The organism is Devosia litorisediminis (assembly GCF_018334155.1).
In the GTDB taxonomy this organism is placed as follows: Bacteria; Pseudomonadota; Alphaproteobacteria; order Rhizobiales; family Devosiaceae; genus Devosia; species Devosia litorisediminis.
The window spans coordinates 14,830-28,238 of record NZ_JAGXTP010000004.1 but is presented as its reverse complement, the minus strand read 5'-3'; the positions used below and the strand labels follow the sequence as shown (position 1 = coordinate 28,238).

The window sequence follows — 13,409 nt, the reverse complement described above, 5'->3', positions numbered from 1 at the left end:
ATCAGCCCTGTGCCGATGCTGATCGCGCGAGATGGTTGAGCAATTCCTTGGCCGCGGCCGCGCCGGCGCGGTTGGCGCCGATGGTGGAGGCTGAGGGGCCGTAGCCGACCAGATGGATGCGCGGGTCGCGGGCAACCTGGGTGGCCAGCCGCCCGGTCATGGTGATGCCACCCGAGGGTTCGCGCAATTGCAGCGGCGCCAGATGGTCGAGGGCGCTGCGAAAGCCGGTGCACCACAGGATGACATCGACGGCCTGCTCGCGCCCATCGGCCCAGCGCACGCCGGTGGGGGTCATGGATTCAAACATGGGCTGGTTGTTCAGCGCGCCGCGCTGTTCCATGGCCGCAATGGCCGGGCTGCGTGGCAGGCCCGTGACCGACACCACCGAGCCCGGTGGCAGGCCGGCGCGTACGCGGTCTTCGACCAGCTTGACGGCAGCGCGGCCATCCTCGGGCGTGAAACTGCCGTCGCGGAAGTGCGGCGGGGTGCGGCTGACCCAGCTGGTGGTGGTCACCCGGGAGATTTCATCGAGCAGCTGGATGGCGGAAATGCCCGCGCCGACCACCATGACGTGCTGACCGGCAAATTCGCTGGCCGTCTGGTAGTCGCGCGTATGCAACTGGCGACCGGCAAAACTGTCGGCACCGGGATAGTCGGGGATGAAGGGTTTTTCCCAGGTGCCGGTGGCGTTGATCAGGCCGCGGGCGGAGTAGAGCCCGTGATCGGTTTCGATGCGCAGGCGCTCGCCGCGATTGCACACCACCCTGGCCGTGCTGGGGCGCTGCACCTGCAGGTCGAAGCGGTCTTCATAGGCGGCAAAATATTGCGGCACGGCGACCGCGGCCTGCACGCTGGGGTCTTCGCCCGCACTCTCGGTAAAGCTCATGCCGGGCAGATCGTGCACCCGGTTGACCGTGGACAGCGTCAGCGAGGGCCAGCGAAACTGCCAGGCGCCGCCGGGCCGGGGCGCAGAATCAAGAACCAGGAAATCGCGATTGGGGACCAGCCCGGCTCCTTTGAGATGATAGGCAGCACTGAGCCCGGCCTGCCCGGCGCCGATCACCACGATATCGAGCTTGCGCGCGATGCGGATGGCGGGTGTAGGGTCGGACATGGCGGGCTCCTGCTGGACCGCTACCATGTCGGGCAGTGCGGGCACATTGCAAGGCGCGCAACTTCCCGCCGTCTGCCGAGTTCTGTTTTCAACAAGGAGACTGGCAATGACACATGTGACCTATGACGTGGTCGAACACGATGGCGGCTACGCCTACAAGGTCGGGGACGTGTTCTCCGAGACCTTCCCGACCCATGATGCTGCGCACAAGGCGGCGGAATCGGCAGCCCACCGTCAGCAATTGGGCGGCGAGACCGAGGCAATCCAATATCAGGGTGCCAATGGCAAGTGGCATGAGGAGCTGGCGCAGGGCGGCGACCGGCCCGAGACTGATGTCGAGGATAGGCTGGACGACTAATCCCTCACCCCAAAAAGAAAGGAGAAGTCACCCATCAGGGCGCTTCTCCATTCTGCATCGCCAGGGAGGCGGAACTGTTGGACGGCTGCGCTAGATCGCGTCGCCGGCCGCATTGAACAGATGCAGGCGCGCGGGGTCGATGTGCACCGCAACCGTTTCACCCAGCTCGACGGCGCGCTGGCCCTCGAGCACGATATTGATGGGCTGGTTGTCCTTGGTGGTCGCATAGACCACGGTCTGGCCACCCAGATTTTCCACCAGATCCACGCGGACCTCGGCCAGCTTGGTGCCGCTGCCTTCAGCCAGGGTGATGTGCTCGGGCCGCACGCCCAGCGTGGTGGCGCCGTCAACGGCACGGCCGATTTCGAGCGCATTGCCGGCAACGGTCAGCTTGCCGCCTTCGCTAGTGGCGGTCAGGAAGTTCATCTTGGGCGAGCCAATAAAGCCAGCCACGAACAGGTTCTTGGGGTTATTGTAGAGCTCGAGCGGGGCACCGGCCTGCTCGATGACGCCTGCGCGCAGCACCACGATCTTGTCGGCCATGGTCATGGCTTCGACCTGGTCATGGGTCACGTAGATCATGGTGTTACCCAGATCATTGTGCAGCTTGGCGATCTCGACACGCATCTGCACGCGCAGCTCGGCATCGAGGTTGGACAGGGGCTCGTCGAACAGGAAGATGCGGGGCTCGCGCACAATGGCCCGGCCAATGGCCACGCGCTGGCGCTGACCGCCCGAAAGCTGCTTGGGCTTGCGCTTGAGCAGCGGCTCGATCTTGAGGATCTCGGCAGCCTTTTGCACGCGCTGCTCGATCTCGGCCTTGGGCATCTTGGCGGTCTCAAGACCGAAAGCCAGGTTCTGATAGACGTTCATGTGCGGATAGAGCGCATAGCTCTGGAACACCATGGCGATGCCGCGGCGGGCCGCCGGCACATCATTCATGCGCTCATCGTCGATGATCAGATCACCGCCGGTAATCGGCTCGAGCCCGGCGATCATGCGCAGCAGGGTCGACTTGCCGCAGCCCGAGGGGCCCACAAACACGGTGAACTCACCGGGATTGATGGTCAGGTCGATGCCGTGCACGACTTTGACGTCGCCATAGGACTTGATGATGTTGCGCAATTCGATGTTGGTCGACATGGCGAACTCCTAAGCGGTCCGGAACTGAGCCGGGACCCAGCTTTCATAGAGGGAATGGCCGGGGCCGAGCGGTAGGACGACGTCCTCGCCCGTTGCCGATGAATGGTAGAACGCGGTCACCAGTTCGAGCGAGCGGCGCGAATCGGTGCTCGTGACGGGCAGCGGCGCGGCGCCGATCAGGGCAGCGTGGAAACGCTCCATCTGCGTCTGGAAGCGCGATGGCACATGCTTCCAATTGGCGAGCAGGGCGTCGATCTTGGCCTTGGTCTCGTCATTGCGCGGCTGGATCTTCCAGAGCTTTTCGCCGGGATTATAAGCGGCGTGATCGCTTTCGAAGGTCACATTCTCAAAGGCCAGACGAATCCGGGTGGTATCGTCGGCGGCGCCCAGCGTTGCGGTCAGGCTGGCCAGAGCCCCGCTCTTCATCACCAGCGATGCCGAGATGGTATCCTCGACCTCGATCGGATTGACGCGGGTGGCGACACGGCCGAACACCTGGCTGATATCGCCCATCAGATAGGTGAACAGGTCATGGGGGTGGATGGCATGACCCATCAGCACACCACCGAGTTCGGTGGCCCATTTGCCGCGCCAGGGCACAGCGTAGTAATCGGCGTCGCGGCGCCAGAAGGTTTCCACCGTGCCGGTATAGGCCTTGCCGGCCAGACCTGCATCGATAATGGCCTTGGCCTGCTCGATGCCATCGCCGAAGCGATACTGGAACACCGGCATCAGCTTGCCCTTGGAGATCTTCTCCTGGGCCATGACTTCATCAACCTGGGCGAGCGAGCCGACCAGCGGCTTTTCGCAGATGACGTGCTTGCCAGCCTTGAGCGCGGCCATCACCATGGGATGGTGCAGCATAGGCGGGGTGCACACATCGATGATGTCGATATCGTCCATGGCCAGGACGTCGTCAAAGTCGGTGACGCGGCGCTCAATGCCGAATTCATCGGCAACGGTGCCCATGCGCTCCTGGTTGAGATCGCACAGCGCGACCACCTTGAACTTGTCGCCATTGGGCAGATAGCCCTCGACGATGTGGCTGCGGCCAATGCCGACGCCGATAATGGCTACGTTGAAAATCTTGCTCACTGTGCCCACTCCGTGCCGCGCTCAGCCAGTTGCTGAGCCGTCAGGGCCAGCTTCATGGCGTTGAAGCAGCGCTCCTGCGGCATGGCAGTCTCGGTGCGGTTGCGCACATCGTCAAGGAACTGGCGACCGAATGGCAGATCGACATCGGAGCAGTCGATATGGCGTGGGCCTTCGGCATTGACGATGAACAGGTGGTTCTCGCCTGGCTTGCCGGCAATATCGATATATTTGCGCAGTTCGATATAGCCTTCGGTGCCCAGAATGGTCAGGCGGCCATCGCCCCAGGTCGGCAGACCCTTGGGGGTGAACCAGTCAACGCGGATATAGCCGGTGGTATCAGGTGTCTTGAGCGCCACGTCGCCCACATCCTGCAGGCCGGGACGGTGCGGATTGGCGCGGTTGGCGACGCTGGCCGAGACGATTTCGGCATCCATGGCATCCGAGAAGAACAGGAACTGCTCGAACTGGTGGGCGGCGATGTCGCACAGAATGCCGCCATAGCTCTGACGATCGAAGAACCAGTCAGGGCGCGGATTGTTATTGAGTGCGTGGGGGCCAAGGCCAACGGTGTTGATCACCTTGCCGATGGCGCCCTGGGCAATCAGATTGCCCGCTTCAACGGTCGCCCTGACTTCGAAGTGCTCCGAATAGAGCACGGCATAGATGCGACCGGTCTCGGCCTGCACCTTCTTGATCTCGTCGAACTGGGCAAAGCTGGTCATGCCCGGCTTGTCCGAGAGCACGTCCTTGCCATGCTGCATGGACTTGATCGAGATCGCGGCGCGGTCGGCAGGGATAGCCGCCGTGGTGATCACGGCGATGGATTCGTCTTCGTAGATTTCCTGGGGGTCAGCAACGCGCTTGGCCTCGGGAAACTTTTCGGCAAACGCTGCGGCCAGATCGTCTTCCACTGCGTGGAAGGCGACAAGCTGGGCGCCGGCGCGCTTGAGGCACTGCACCTGGCCGTAGATATGGCTGTGGTTGATGCCGATAGCGGCGAATTTGATATCAGTCATAGGTCTAGCGTTTCATACCGGTAGTGGCGATGCCCTCGATGAGCATGCGCTGGAAGAAGAGGAAGAACAGGAAGATCGGCACCAGGCTGAGCACGCTCATGGCGAACAGTCCGCCAAAGTCGCTCTCACCGGTACTGTCGGTGAAGGTCCGCAGACCCAGCATCACCGTGTAGGACTTCATTTCGCTCAGATAGATCAGCGGGCCAAAGAAGTCGTCCCATGTCCAGATGAAGGTGAAGATGGCAGCGGTGGCCAGCACGGGCGTGGAGAGCGGAAGAATGATCTTCCAGTAGATACGCCATGGCGAGCAGCCATCCATCTGTGCGGCCTCATCGAGTTCGCGGGGCAGACCCCGGAAGAACTGCACCATCAGGAAGATGAAGAAACCATCAGCCGCCAGGAATTTTGGCACCACAAGCGGTAGGAAGGTGTTGACCCAGCCCAGGCTGCGGAACAGCACATATTGCGGGATCAGGGTCACCTGATAGGGCAGCATCAAGGTCATCAGCATCATGGCGAACCAGAAGCTCTTGAACTTGAAATTGAGGCGCGCAAAGGCATAGGCGGCCATCGAGCAGGCCAGCACATTGCCCACAACCGACAGCCCCGAAATGATGAAGCTGTTGATGTAGAAGGTGCCAAAGCTGGTGCGCAGACCATTCCAGCCACGAATATAGGAGTCGATGCTCCAGCTACTCGGGATGATGCTGGCCGAGGTGAAGATCTCGTTTTCCGGGCGGAAAGAGGCCGCCAGCAGCCAGAACAGCGGATAAAGCATCAGTATCGACGCGGCGAGCAGCGCCACATGGATCAGTACCGAGGTCATCCTGGAGCGGGTCGGCGACTCGTTGCCGGTCACTACAGTGAGTTGGGCCGGGACATCACTCATCGTAGTGCACCCAATATTTTGAGGTCAGGAAGGAGAAGGCGGTAAACAGACCGACCAGAGCGAGCAGGACCCAGGCCAGTGCCGAGGCATAGCCCATCCGGAAGAAGCCAAACGCCTCCTGATAGAGATAGAGCGTGTAGAACAGCGTCGAATTGATCGGATTGCCGGTACCGCCCGAGATGATGAAGGCGGGCGTGAAGCTCTTGAAGGCTTCAATGGTCTGGATGATGGCGTTGAAGAACACCACCGGGGTCAGCAAGGGCAGGGTGATCTTGACGAACTGCCGCCATTTGCTGGCGCCGTCCAGACTGGCCGCCTCATACATGTCGGTGGGGATCTGACGCAGGCCGGCCAAAAAGATGATCATGGGCGAGCCGAACTGCCAGATCGAGAGCACGATTAGGGTCCAGAGCGAGTATTTCGGATTGGAAATCCAGCTCGGGCCTTCAATGCCGATCATCAGCAGCAGCTTGTTGACCAGGCCGTCACCGGCGAAAATCTGGCGCCACAGGATGGCGATGGCGACCGATGCACCGAGCAGGCTCGGAAGATAGAACAGGGCGCGATAGAGCGGCAGGCCGCGGATGCCGCGATTGAGCAGCATGGCGACTGCCAGCGCGAAACACAGCTTGAGCGGGACCGAAAAGATCACGAAGAACATGGTCACGCGCATCGACGTCCAGAACTTGGCGTCGTTGGTGAACATGCGGATATAGTTGTCTGCGCCCACCCAGTCAGGGGAGGTCAGCAGATCGAAATTGGTGAAGCTGAGATAGAGCGAGGTGGCCATCGGGCCAATCGTCAGACCCAGAAAACCGATCAGCCAGGGCAGCAGGAACAGATAGCCAGGCGCATCATTCTGCCAGATCCGGGACCACACCGATTGGCTGGAGGCCGGTTTGCCGACGGCGCTGCTATTGGCGCTCAGAGTATCATTGACCGCCATCGTCAGTTCACCTGAGGCAGCGTGGTCGTCGTCGCAACGACACCATGAGAAGAATGCGACATGAAAGGCTAATCCTTGCGGTCACTGGAAAGAGCCGCGCGCCCGTAGGACGCGCGGCGAGGTATCAGACTCAGGAACGGCTGAGGATGTCGTTGGCACCGCTGACCAGATCACGGCCAGCCTGTTCCGGCGACTTGGCGCCGAAACCGACTTCCTGACCCAGGGTACGGATCAGCGAGGCGTCGATTTCACCAGCCGATGGTGGTGGTGGTGGTGGCAGCGCACCCAGCAGATCGCCGAGGTTGGCCACGAAGTTCAGGGCAATCTGACCCTTTTCGTCGAGCGTAGGCGCGACGACTTCGCGGGTCGAAGGCAGGCAAGGAATGCCGCGCTCGACACCCAGAACCTTGGCGGCTTCTGGATTGGAGATGAAGAAGTTCAGGAACTCGGCTGCCTTCTCCTTGTTGGCGGAGCTGCCGCCAACCGAGAAGAACATCGAAGGCTTACGGTAGTGACCGCCGCCCGAACCGGCAGCCGCACGTGGGTAACCGATCATGTTGAGGTCGTCCTGAACGATGGTCTGGTAGGCGACCAGCTGGTTCGAGTTGGACGGCATCAGGGCGGACTTGCCCAGAACGATCATCGTGGTTTCGAGCGGACCGCTATCGAGGGCCTGGTCTTCAGCCGATACGCAGGCACCAGCCTTACGCAGCTTGTCCCACATGGTGTACCATTCGATGGCATCATCTTCATCAAAGGCCAGCTTGCCTTCAGGCGTATAGAGTTCCTTGCCGCGCTGGCGCAGCCAGTTGTGCAGCATGGGCTCGGTGTAGGAGCCATCCGACATCACCTTCATGCCGCCACGAATGTTGGCGCTGTTGAAGGCTTCCGCCATTTCCATGATGTCGTCATAGGTCCAGGCATTGGTCGGTGCGTCGATGCCGACTTCGGCAAAGGCGTCGGTGTTGACCAGCGTGGCCACCGAGTTGGCGCCAAGCGAGATACCGAACAGCTGACCGCCGACCTTGCCGCCGTCGAGCTGATCCTGATCAAAGCTGTCGAGCTTGAGCGGACCACCAACGAATTCATCAAGCGGGGCAATCGCGTTACGCGATGCGTATTCAACGATATAGCGGTAGTCCATCTGGACGATGTCAGGGGCGTTGCCGCCAGCGGTCTGGGTTGCCAGCTTGGGCCAGTAATCGGACCAGGACAGGAACTCAGGCTCCATCGACACGCCCGACGCTTCGGTGAACATGTCAGAGACCGCATAGGTGCGGTCGGCGCGATCCTGGCCACCCCAGAACAGCAGACGCAGCGCGTCGGACTGGGCAAAGCTGGGCGATACGCCAGCAGCGCCGGCCGCGAGCAGCGCGGAGCTGCCCATCAGGAATTTGCGGCGATCGATACGAATAGTCATCAGGTTTCCTCCCATGAACTGTGGTCGTTCCGGCACGCGGAACGCTTTGCAATCCAGCGACCTCCCGTCGCTAAATCACCAACCGGTTACATAATTCCGCAGCCCGACATCCCTGTCACTTACGGGTCCCTGCGTTTTTTGAGAATTTTCCAATTCGCAAGCTGCGCAAATAACCGACTAGTTACGACATAGCACACTGATTTGGCGGGGCGCAATCGACTTGTATGGAAGATTGCCAGAGTCGTGAATGCCACGCTAACCAGATCTGCTCTTCGTCGATAATCCCTTGAATTAGTGCGTCTTTTTGGCATTGAGTCAAGCTGTGACCGCTGCCGCCTCCGGCGCCCTTTGCGGGCGTATTCTTGTTCTCACACAAAAGTTTGGCCCAGACTCGACCAAAAGAAAAATACGAAATACCGTTGGTATTATAGATTTTTTCTATGGACAGGATATCCCGATGGACAAGCTGCTGAACCAGTTTCTCGCCGTGGCCGAGGCGGGCACGATCAGCGGCGCGGCGACGGCCCTGTTCATCACCCAGCCCACGCTGACCTTCAACATGCGCAAGCTCGAGGAATCGATGGGGGTACCGCTGCTGACGCGCTCCTCGCGCGGGGTGGAGCTGACCGCCTATGGAGAGACGCTGTACCAGAACGCCCGGCTGATGCGGCGGCTGCATGACAATATGCTCAAGGCGATCGAGCAGCAGCGCGGGCGCATCGAGCAGGGGCTCAATATCGGCACCGGCTATTCGTGGTGGAATCTGTTCATCCGCGACATGGTGGTCGGCTATTCCAATGCCTTTCCCAATGCGCGGGTGCATATCAGTCTGGGCAATCAGCTGCGCCTGATGGACCAGTTGCTGACCGGCGATATCTCGCTGTTTGTCGGGCACGAGATCGAGGGGCTCAATCGCAGCGCCGGGGCCCGCTTTATCCCGCTGAGCAAGGTGGGTAATGGCTATTTCGTGCGGGCAGGCCACCCGCTGCTGGCGGCGCCGCGCAGCATTGCCGAAATCGAGATGTATCCGGCGGTCACCAGCGCCCTGCCCGAGACCCGGCATCAGCGGTTCTTCGAGACCTGGAGCCGGACCACCGCGGCCAGCGCCAATTTCGACCGGGGCAAATATGCCTTTGCCTCCAATTCGATGGCGGCGTGTCTGGACTATGTGGCGCGCACCGATGCGGTGATCGGCCATACCGAGGTGATGGATGCCGAATTCGTGCGGCGCGGGCTGGCGCGCGTCACGGTGACCGAAACCACGGCACCCTCGGTGATTGGCATGTATGCGCTCAATGAGCGGCTGGACGAGCCGCGTGTGGCCGAGCTGATCAGCTGGCTGCAGGAGGCTGCCAAGGCGGTGCTGCCGCCGCTGGACTAGCCCTGCCCAACCGGCTTGGTGCGCAGATAGTCGAGCACCATCTGCACCGCCTGGGCCTCGCGCTCCTGCACCATGTCGATGCCGGAGAGATCGCGGGCGAAGATCACCGAGAGCGTGGCCATGTTGGACACGTAGAAAAAGCCCAGCGCGGCAATCGAAATATAGAGCTGGACCGGATCGACATCGCGGCGGAAGACGCCGATTTCGGCGCCGCGTTCGACAATGGTGGTGATCTGACCAACCAGCGGCGAGTGCAGCGCCTGGATATCGGTCATGGTCTTGAGAAAGCGCGCATTCTCGATGTTTTCGGTATTGAGCAGGCGCGGAAACCAGGGATTGGCCAGAAAGTGCCGGAAGGTGAAGCGCACCAGCCGGTCCATGGCTTCGGCGGGTCCGAACTGATCCAGGCTGAGCGCCCGTTCGCCGCGCCGGATCTCCTGATAGGCATCGAGCAGGACGGCGCGGTAGAGCTCTTCCTTGTTGCCATAGTAGTGGTAGAGCAGCCGCTTATTGGCGCCTGCCAGCGCGGCAATGGCGTCCACCCGCGCCCCTTCAAAGCCGCGCTCGGCAAATTCGGCGCGCCCGGCGACCAGAATTTCCGCCTTGGTGCGGGCGCTGTCGCGAACCCGCTTGGCCCGCGGCGGCTTAGCCTTGGGCGGCGGGGTCGGTTTTGCCGCGATTGAAGAGGGCTCTGACACGCTTGGATACCGCCGGAATGGACATCAGGATGGTGAAAACAATGATCAGGCAAATAACAGCACTGATGGGACGGGTAAAGAAAGGGCTTGGATCGCCATTGGTCAGCTTGAGGCCGCGCCGCAGGTTCAGATCGAGCAGATCGCCCAGAATGATCCCGAGCACCAGCGGAGCCATGGGGTATTTCATTTCACGCAGAATGAAGCCGGTAATGCCGAAGCCCACCATGACATAGACGTCGAACATGCGCTGGGTAATGGCAAACGAGCCCACCACGCACAGCACATAGACCACCGCCATCAACCGCTCGCGCGGCACAGCGAGCACCTTGAGCAGCGGCTTGGTCAGGGTCAGGCCGAACACCAGAATGGCCAGGGTCGAGAACAACAGGATGGCCACGATCTGGTAGAGCACTTCGGGGGTTTCGGTCATCAGCAGCGGGCCGGGCCGAATGCCGTGAATGAACATGGCGGCGATCAGCACGGCGGCGGCGGCCGAGCCGGGCAATGCCAGGGTAAGAGTGGGGATCATGGCGCCGGGCACCACGGCCGAATTGCCGGTTTCGGCGGCAATCAGGCCTTCCTGACTGCCCCGGCCGAACATGTGCGCTTCCTTGCTCGAGCGCTTGGCTGCGGCATAGCTGGCCCAGGCGCCGACATCCTCGCCCACGCCGGGCACAATGCCCACAAAGGTGCCGATCAGGCCCGAGCGCAGCGTGGTCTTCCAGTATTTGAGCACATCCTTGAGGCGCGGCACGACGCGGTCCGAGGACGAAACGATGCGGGCCTGGGCGCTGCGCTTCATGACGCCAAGGATTTCGGCAAAACCAAAGGCACCTACCATGGCCGGGATCAGATCGACCCCGCCACCGAGCGAGGAAATACCAAAGGTGAAGCGCTGATGGGCATGCAGGGTTTCCATGCCGACCATGGCGACCAAAAGGCCCAGAATACCGGCAATATAGCCTTTGAGCGGATCATCCATGGCCGTGAGCTGGCCCGAAATGATGACGCCGAACAGCGCCAGCCAGAAGAATTCATAGGTGCCGAATTTCAGCGCCGCCTCGGCGAGCAGGGGCGCGATCAGGGCGAGCGCAAAAATGCCGATGACCGTACCCAGCGCCGAAGAGGTGGTGGCCAGGCCCATGGCCATGCCGGCCTTGCCCTGCAGCGCCAGCGGATGGCCATCCAGCGTGGTGGCGGCACTGGCGGGCGTTCCGGGAATGGCGAGCAGAATGGCGGTGCGGCTGCCACCATAAATGGCGCCAGAATAGATGCACATCAGGCACAGGATCGCCTGATCGGGCGCCATTTTGTAGGTCAGCGTCACCAGCAGGGCCACGCCCATGGTGGCGGTCAACCCCGGCAGGGCGCCGATGACGATGCCCAGCAGTGTCGCCCAGACGATGTTGAACAGCGAGATGGGGGTCAGGAAATGGGCGATACCAGTGGCCAGCAGGCCAAGACCGTCGAACATGATTAGATAACTCCGGTCAGGGTAGACGCACGAGGAACAGGCGCTGGAATACCAGTGTGACGACCGTTGCGGTGACCACGGCCAGTCCGAGCGCCCAGGGCAGGGTCTGGATCAGGGTGCGGCGCGGCGATGCCAGCCACACTTCAAACACCAGAATGAAAACAAAGACGAAAATGCCGGTCGCCAGCCAGAAGGGCAGCCAGCCGACCAGCACCAGCGTGTAGCTCAGGGTCAGCACCAGCACGGCGGCAGCCCGCTGGGCCGAGGTGGAAATGATGGCGTTGCCCAGACCGCTCCAGCCGCCCGGCGCGGGCGAACGCAGGGAGCGCACGGTCAGGATCAGGCCGCAGATCATCAACGCAATGGCAAGCATGCCGGGCACCAGGCCGGGCACGGTCAGCGGATTGATGCGGCGCACTTCAAGCCGATCCATGGTCCAGGAGCCAAAGAAGGTGGCTGCGGCCAGCACGATAAAGAATAGCCCGGCCACCAGATCCGCCTTGATCATGGCAGGGGGTTCGACCTCCACGGTCCGGGATGTCTGCATCGCTTCGGCGGGTTTTGAATCGTCGACCATGGGGGAATAATCTCGTTAAAGAAGTCCGGCCCGACGGGAACACCCGCCGGACCGCAGACACAGGGTCTGTCAGGCGCTTTTTACATGCCGGTTTCGGTGCGGGTTTCGCAATCGATACCGATGGTGGAGGGGTCGTTGACCGCTTCACCGCGCTCCATGGCCGAGCAGGCTTCCAGGATCACCACCGGCATGGCCAGGGCACGCGCCTCTGCACCATAGGAGGGGGCGAACACGGCACCGAAGTTTTCGGCATAGGCCTGGATCTCAGGCGAGGTCATCACCTTTTCTTCCCAGATCTTGTCGACGGTGGCGAGCACTTCGGCAGGCACATCCGATGGGATGAAAATGCCGAAATAGTCCGGGGCCAATGGCATGTCGGGCAGCCAGTCGGTGATGGGTGGAATGGGATCGACGCCATCAAGCTTGAGGGGCTGGTTGGACAGCACGGCGAGCGCACGCAGACGGCCGCCACGGATCAGTTCGGTCTGTTCCACAGCAAGCTGGGTGGTGACCATGGCTTCGCCCGATGCGGTGGCGATGGCTGCAGGGCCGCCGCCATCATAGGTGACCATGTTGTATTCAAAGCCACCTGCCGCGTCGGACAGCGCCGCGATAGCGGTGCCGCCAGAGGAGGTCACGCCCGCTGTTGCCACGGTAATGCCGCGGCCGCCATCGGACTGAAGGGCTTCGAGCAGCTGACCGAAATCAGCGAACTGGCTATCGGCGGGAACGGCAACCACGGGCACGTTGGCGACCGAGAGATAGACGTGCCAGGCGTCGATATTGGTGTTTTCAAGCAGACCCGACACCGAATAGGTGGCGTTGTTGGCGATGGCGTTGGCGGTCCAGGTGTAGCCGTCATGGGGTGCATTGAGCACTTCCTGGGTGCCAATGGCGCCCGAGGCGCCCGGTTGGTTGACGACGACGACGTCGACGCCCAGCGCTTCGGCCAGAATTGGCGCGGTGACGCGGGTCACCTGGTCGGTCGATCCGCCAGCACCCCATGGCACGATCAGATTGATCGGCCGGTCGGGCTTCCATTCCTGCGCAAAAGTCATCGTGGTACCAACAAGTACCGTAGCGGCACTGCAGGTCAGCAGAAGTCGCATGGTGCGATTCATGGTGATCCTCCCTCAAAATGTGTTTTGGGCCGGCTATTACCTGTTGGCCCTGCGCTAGACTGGTCCTAACATGTCAGCGCTGTCAACCATCAAGTAACCAGACGGTGATTTTTGATTTCTGGCGATGAGAGCCTCGCTATCCCCCGTTTCACGGCCCGCCAAGGCACGGCGCCAAAG

Annotated in this window: 13 protein-coding genes; 2 read left to right on the top strand and 11 right to left on the bottom strand. The window is 61.5% G+C overall.

Features of this window, described 5'->3' with window-relative positions; genetic code table 11:
- Nucleotide 1: 1 nt before the first annotated feature.
- Complete coding sequence (locus KD146_RS17410; RefSeq protein ID WP_249327984.1) at nucleotides 2-1,114, bottom strand: NAD(P)-binding domain-containing protein; 1,113 nt, start codon at nucleotides 1,112-1,114, stop codon at nucleotides 2-4.
- 106 nt (nucleotides 1,115-1,220) lie between these two features.
- On the opposite strand from KD146_RS17410, the gene KD146_RS17405 reads away from it, so the two are divergent.
- Complete coding sequence (locus KD146_RS17405) at nucleotides 1,221-1,472, top strand: DUF2188 domain-containing protein (RefSeq protein WP_212660122.1); 252 nt, start codon at nucleotides 1,221-1,223, stop codon at nucleotides 1,470-1,472.
- A 90-nt stretch (nucleotides 1,473-1,562) separates the two neighbouring features.
- On the opposite strand, the gene KD146_RS17400 is transcribed toward KD146_RS17405, so the two are convergent.
- From KD146_RS17400 to KD146_RS17375, 6 genes are all read right to left on the bottom strand, one after another.
- On the bottom strand, nucleotides 1,563-2,615 hold the full coding sequence (locus KD146_RS17400; RefSeq protein WP_212660121.1) for an ABC transporter ATP-binding protein: 1,053 nt from the start codon (nucleotides 2,613-2,615) through the stop codon (nucleotides 1,563-1,565).
- A 9-nt stretch (nucleotides 2,616-2,624) separates the two neighbouring features.
- The gene (locus KD146_RS17395) at nucleotides 2,625-3,710 is read right to left on the bottom strand and encodes a Gfo/Idh/MocA family protein (RefSeq protein WP_212660120.1); all 1,086 of its coding nucleotides are present in this window, start codon (nucleotides 3,708-3,710) and stop codon (nucleotides 2,625-2,627) included.
- Nucleotides 3,707-4,726, bottom strand: a complete 1,020-nt coding sequence (locus KD146_RS17390; RefSeq protein ID WP_212660119.1) for a Gfo/Idh/MocA family protein — start codon at nucleotides 4,724-4,726, stop codon at nucleotides 3,707-3,709. Before KD146_RS17390 ends, KD146_RS17395 begins: the two co-directional genes overlap by 4 nt.
- Before the next feature lie 4 nt (nucleotides 4,727-4,730).
- Entirely contained in the window at nucleotides 4,731-5,615 is an 885-nt protein-coding gene (locus KD146_RS17385) for a carbohydrate ABC transporter permease (protein WP_212660118.1), read from the bottom strand.
- Complete coding sequence (locus KD146_RS17380) at nucleotides 5,608-6,561, bottom strand: carbohydrate ABC transporter permease (RefSeq protein WP_212660117.1); 954 nt, start codon at nucleotides 6,559-6,561, stop codon at nucleotides 5,608-5,610. The genes KD146_RS17385 and KD146_RS17380 overlap by 8 nt, the downstream gene beginning before the upstream one ends.
- Before the next feature lie 130 nt (nucleotides 6,562-6,691).
- A complete protein-coding gene (locus tag KD146_RS17375) occupies nucleotides 6,692-7,981 on the bottom strand; it encodes an ABC transporter substrate-binding protein (RefSeq protein ID WP_212660116.1) in 1,290 nt (429 codons plus the stop codon).
- A gap of 457 nt (nucleotides 7,982-8,438) precedes the next feature.
- Between KD146_RS17375 and KD146_RS17370 the strand changes: the two genes are divergently transcribed.
- Nucleotides 8,439-9,362 (top strand): LysR family transcriptional regulator, encoded by a 924-nt coding sequence (locus KD146_RS17370; protein WP_212660115.1) that lies wholly within the window; start codon nucleotides 8,439-8,441, stop codon nucleotides 9,360-9,362.
- On the opposite strand, the gene KD146_RS17365 is transcribed toward KD146_RS17370, so the two are convergent.
- The 4 genes from KD146_RS17365 to KD146_RS17350 all read right to left on the bottom strand — a co-directional run bounded on the left by KD146_RS17365 (nucleotide 9,359) and on the right by KD146_RS17350 (nucleotide 13,232).
- Nucleotides 9,359-10,060 carry a TetR/AcrR family transcriptional regulator gene (locus tag KD146_RS17365; RefSeq protein WP_212660114.1) on the bottom strand — a complete coding sequence of 234 codons (702 nt, stop codon included), beginning with the start codon at nucleotides 10,058-10,060 and terminating at the stop codon, nucleotides 9,359-9,361. The two genes, KD146_RS17370 and KD146_RS17365, sit on opposite strands and share 4 nt — an antisense overlap.
- Complete coding sequence (locus KD146_RS17360) at nucleotides 10,008-11,534, bottom strand: tripartite tricarboxylate transporter permease (protein WP_212660113.1); 1,527 nt, start codon at nucleotides 11,532-11,534, stop codon at nucleotides 10,008-10,010. Before KD146_RS17360 ends, KD146_RS17365 begins: the two co-directional genes overlap by 53 nt.
- Before the next feature lie 16 nt (nucleotides 11,535-11,550).
- Nucleotides 11,551-12,111 carry a tripartite tricarboxylate transporter TctB family protein gene (locus KD146_RS17355; protein WP_212660112.1) on the bottom strand — a complete coding sequence of 187 codons (561 nt, stop codon included), beginning with the start codon at nucleotides 12,109-12,111 and terminating at the stop codon, nucleotides 11,551-11,553.
- Nucleotides 12,112-12,191: 80 nt separating this feature from the next.
- On the bottom strand, nucleotides 12,192-13,232 hold the full coding sequence (locus KD146_RS17350; RefSeq protein ID WP_249327983.1) for a Bug family tripartite tricarboxylate transporter substrate binding protein: 1,041 nt from the start codon (nucleotides 13,230-13,232) through the stop codon (nucleotides 12,192-12,194).
- Nucleotides 13,233-13,409 lie beyond the last annotated feature (177 nt).

Excerpts from the sequence above, each read along its gene's own strand:
- KD146_RS17385 (WP_212660118.1), bottom strand. The coding sequence starts at position 5,615 with ATGAGTGATGTCCCGGCCCAACTCACTGTAGTGACCGGCAACGAGTCG.
- KD146_RS17375 (WP_212660116.1), bottom strand. The coding sequence starts at position 7,981 with ATGACTATTCGTATCGATCGCCGCAAATTCCTGATGGGCAGCTCCGCG.
- KD146_RS17360 (WP_212660113.1), bottom strand. The coding sequence starts at position 11,534 with ATGTTCGACGGTCTTGGCCTGCTGGCCACTGGTATCGCCCATTTCCTG.
- KD146_RS17390 (WP_212660119.1), bottom strand. The coding sequence starts at position 4,726 with ATGACTGATATCAAATTCGCCGCTATCGGCATCAACCACAGCCATATC.
- KD146_RS17380 (WP_212660117.1), bottom strand. The coding sequence starts at position 6,561 with ATGGCGGTCAATGATACTCTGAGCGCCAATAGCAGCGCCGTCGGCAAA.
- KD146_RS17400 (WP_212660121.1), bottom strand. The coding sequence starts at position 2,615 with ATGTCGACCAACATCGAATTGCGCAACATCATCAAGTCCTATGGCGAC.
- KD146_RS17405 (WP_212660122.1), top strand. The coding sequence starts at position 1,221 with ATGACACATGTGACCTATGACGTGGTCGAACACGATGGCGGCTACGCC.
- KD146_RS17410 (WP_249327984.1), bottom strand. The coding sequence starts at position 1,114 with ATGTCCGACCCTACACCCGCCATCCGCATCGCGCGCAAGCTCGATATC.
- KD146_RS17350 (WP_249327983.1), bottom strand. The coding sequence starts at position 13,232 with ATGAATCGCACCATGCGACTTCTGCTGACCTGCAGTGCCGCTACGGTA.
- KD146_RS17370 (WP_212660115.1), top strand. The coding sequence starts at position 8,439 with ATGGACAAGCTGCTGAACCAGTTTCTCGCCGTGGCCGAGGCGGGCACG.
- KD146_RS17355 (WP_212660112.1), bottom strand. The coding sequence starts at position 12,111 with ATGGTCGACGATTCAAAACCCGCCGAAGCGATGCAGACATCCCGGACC.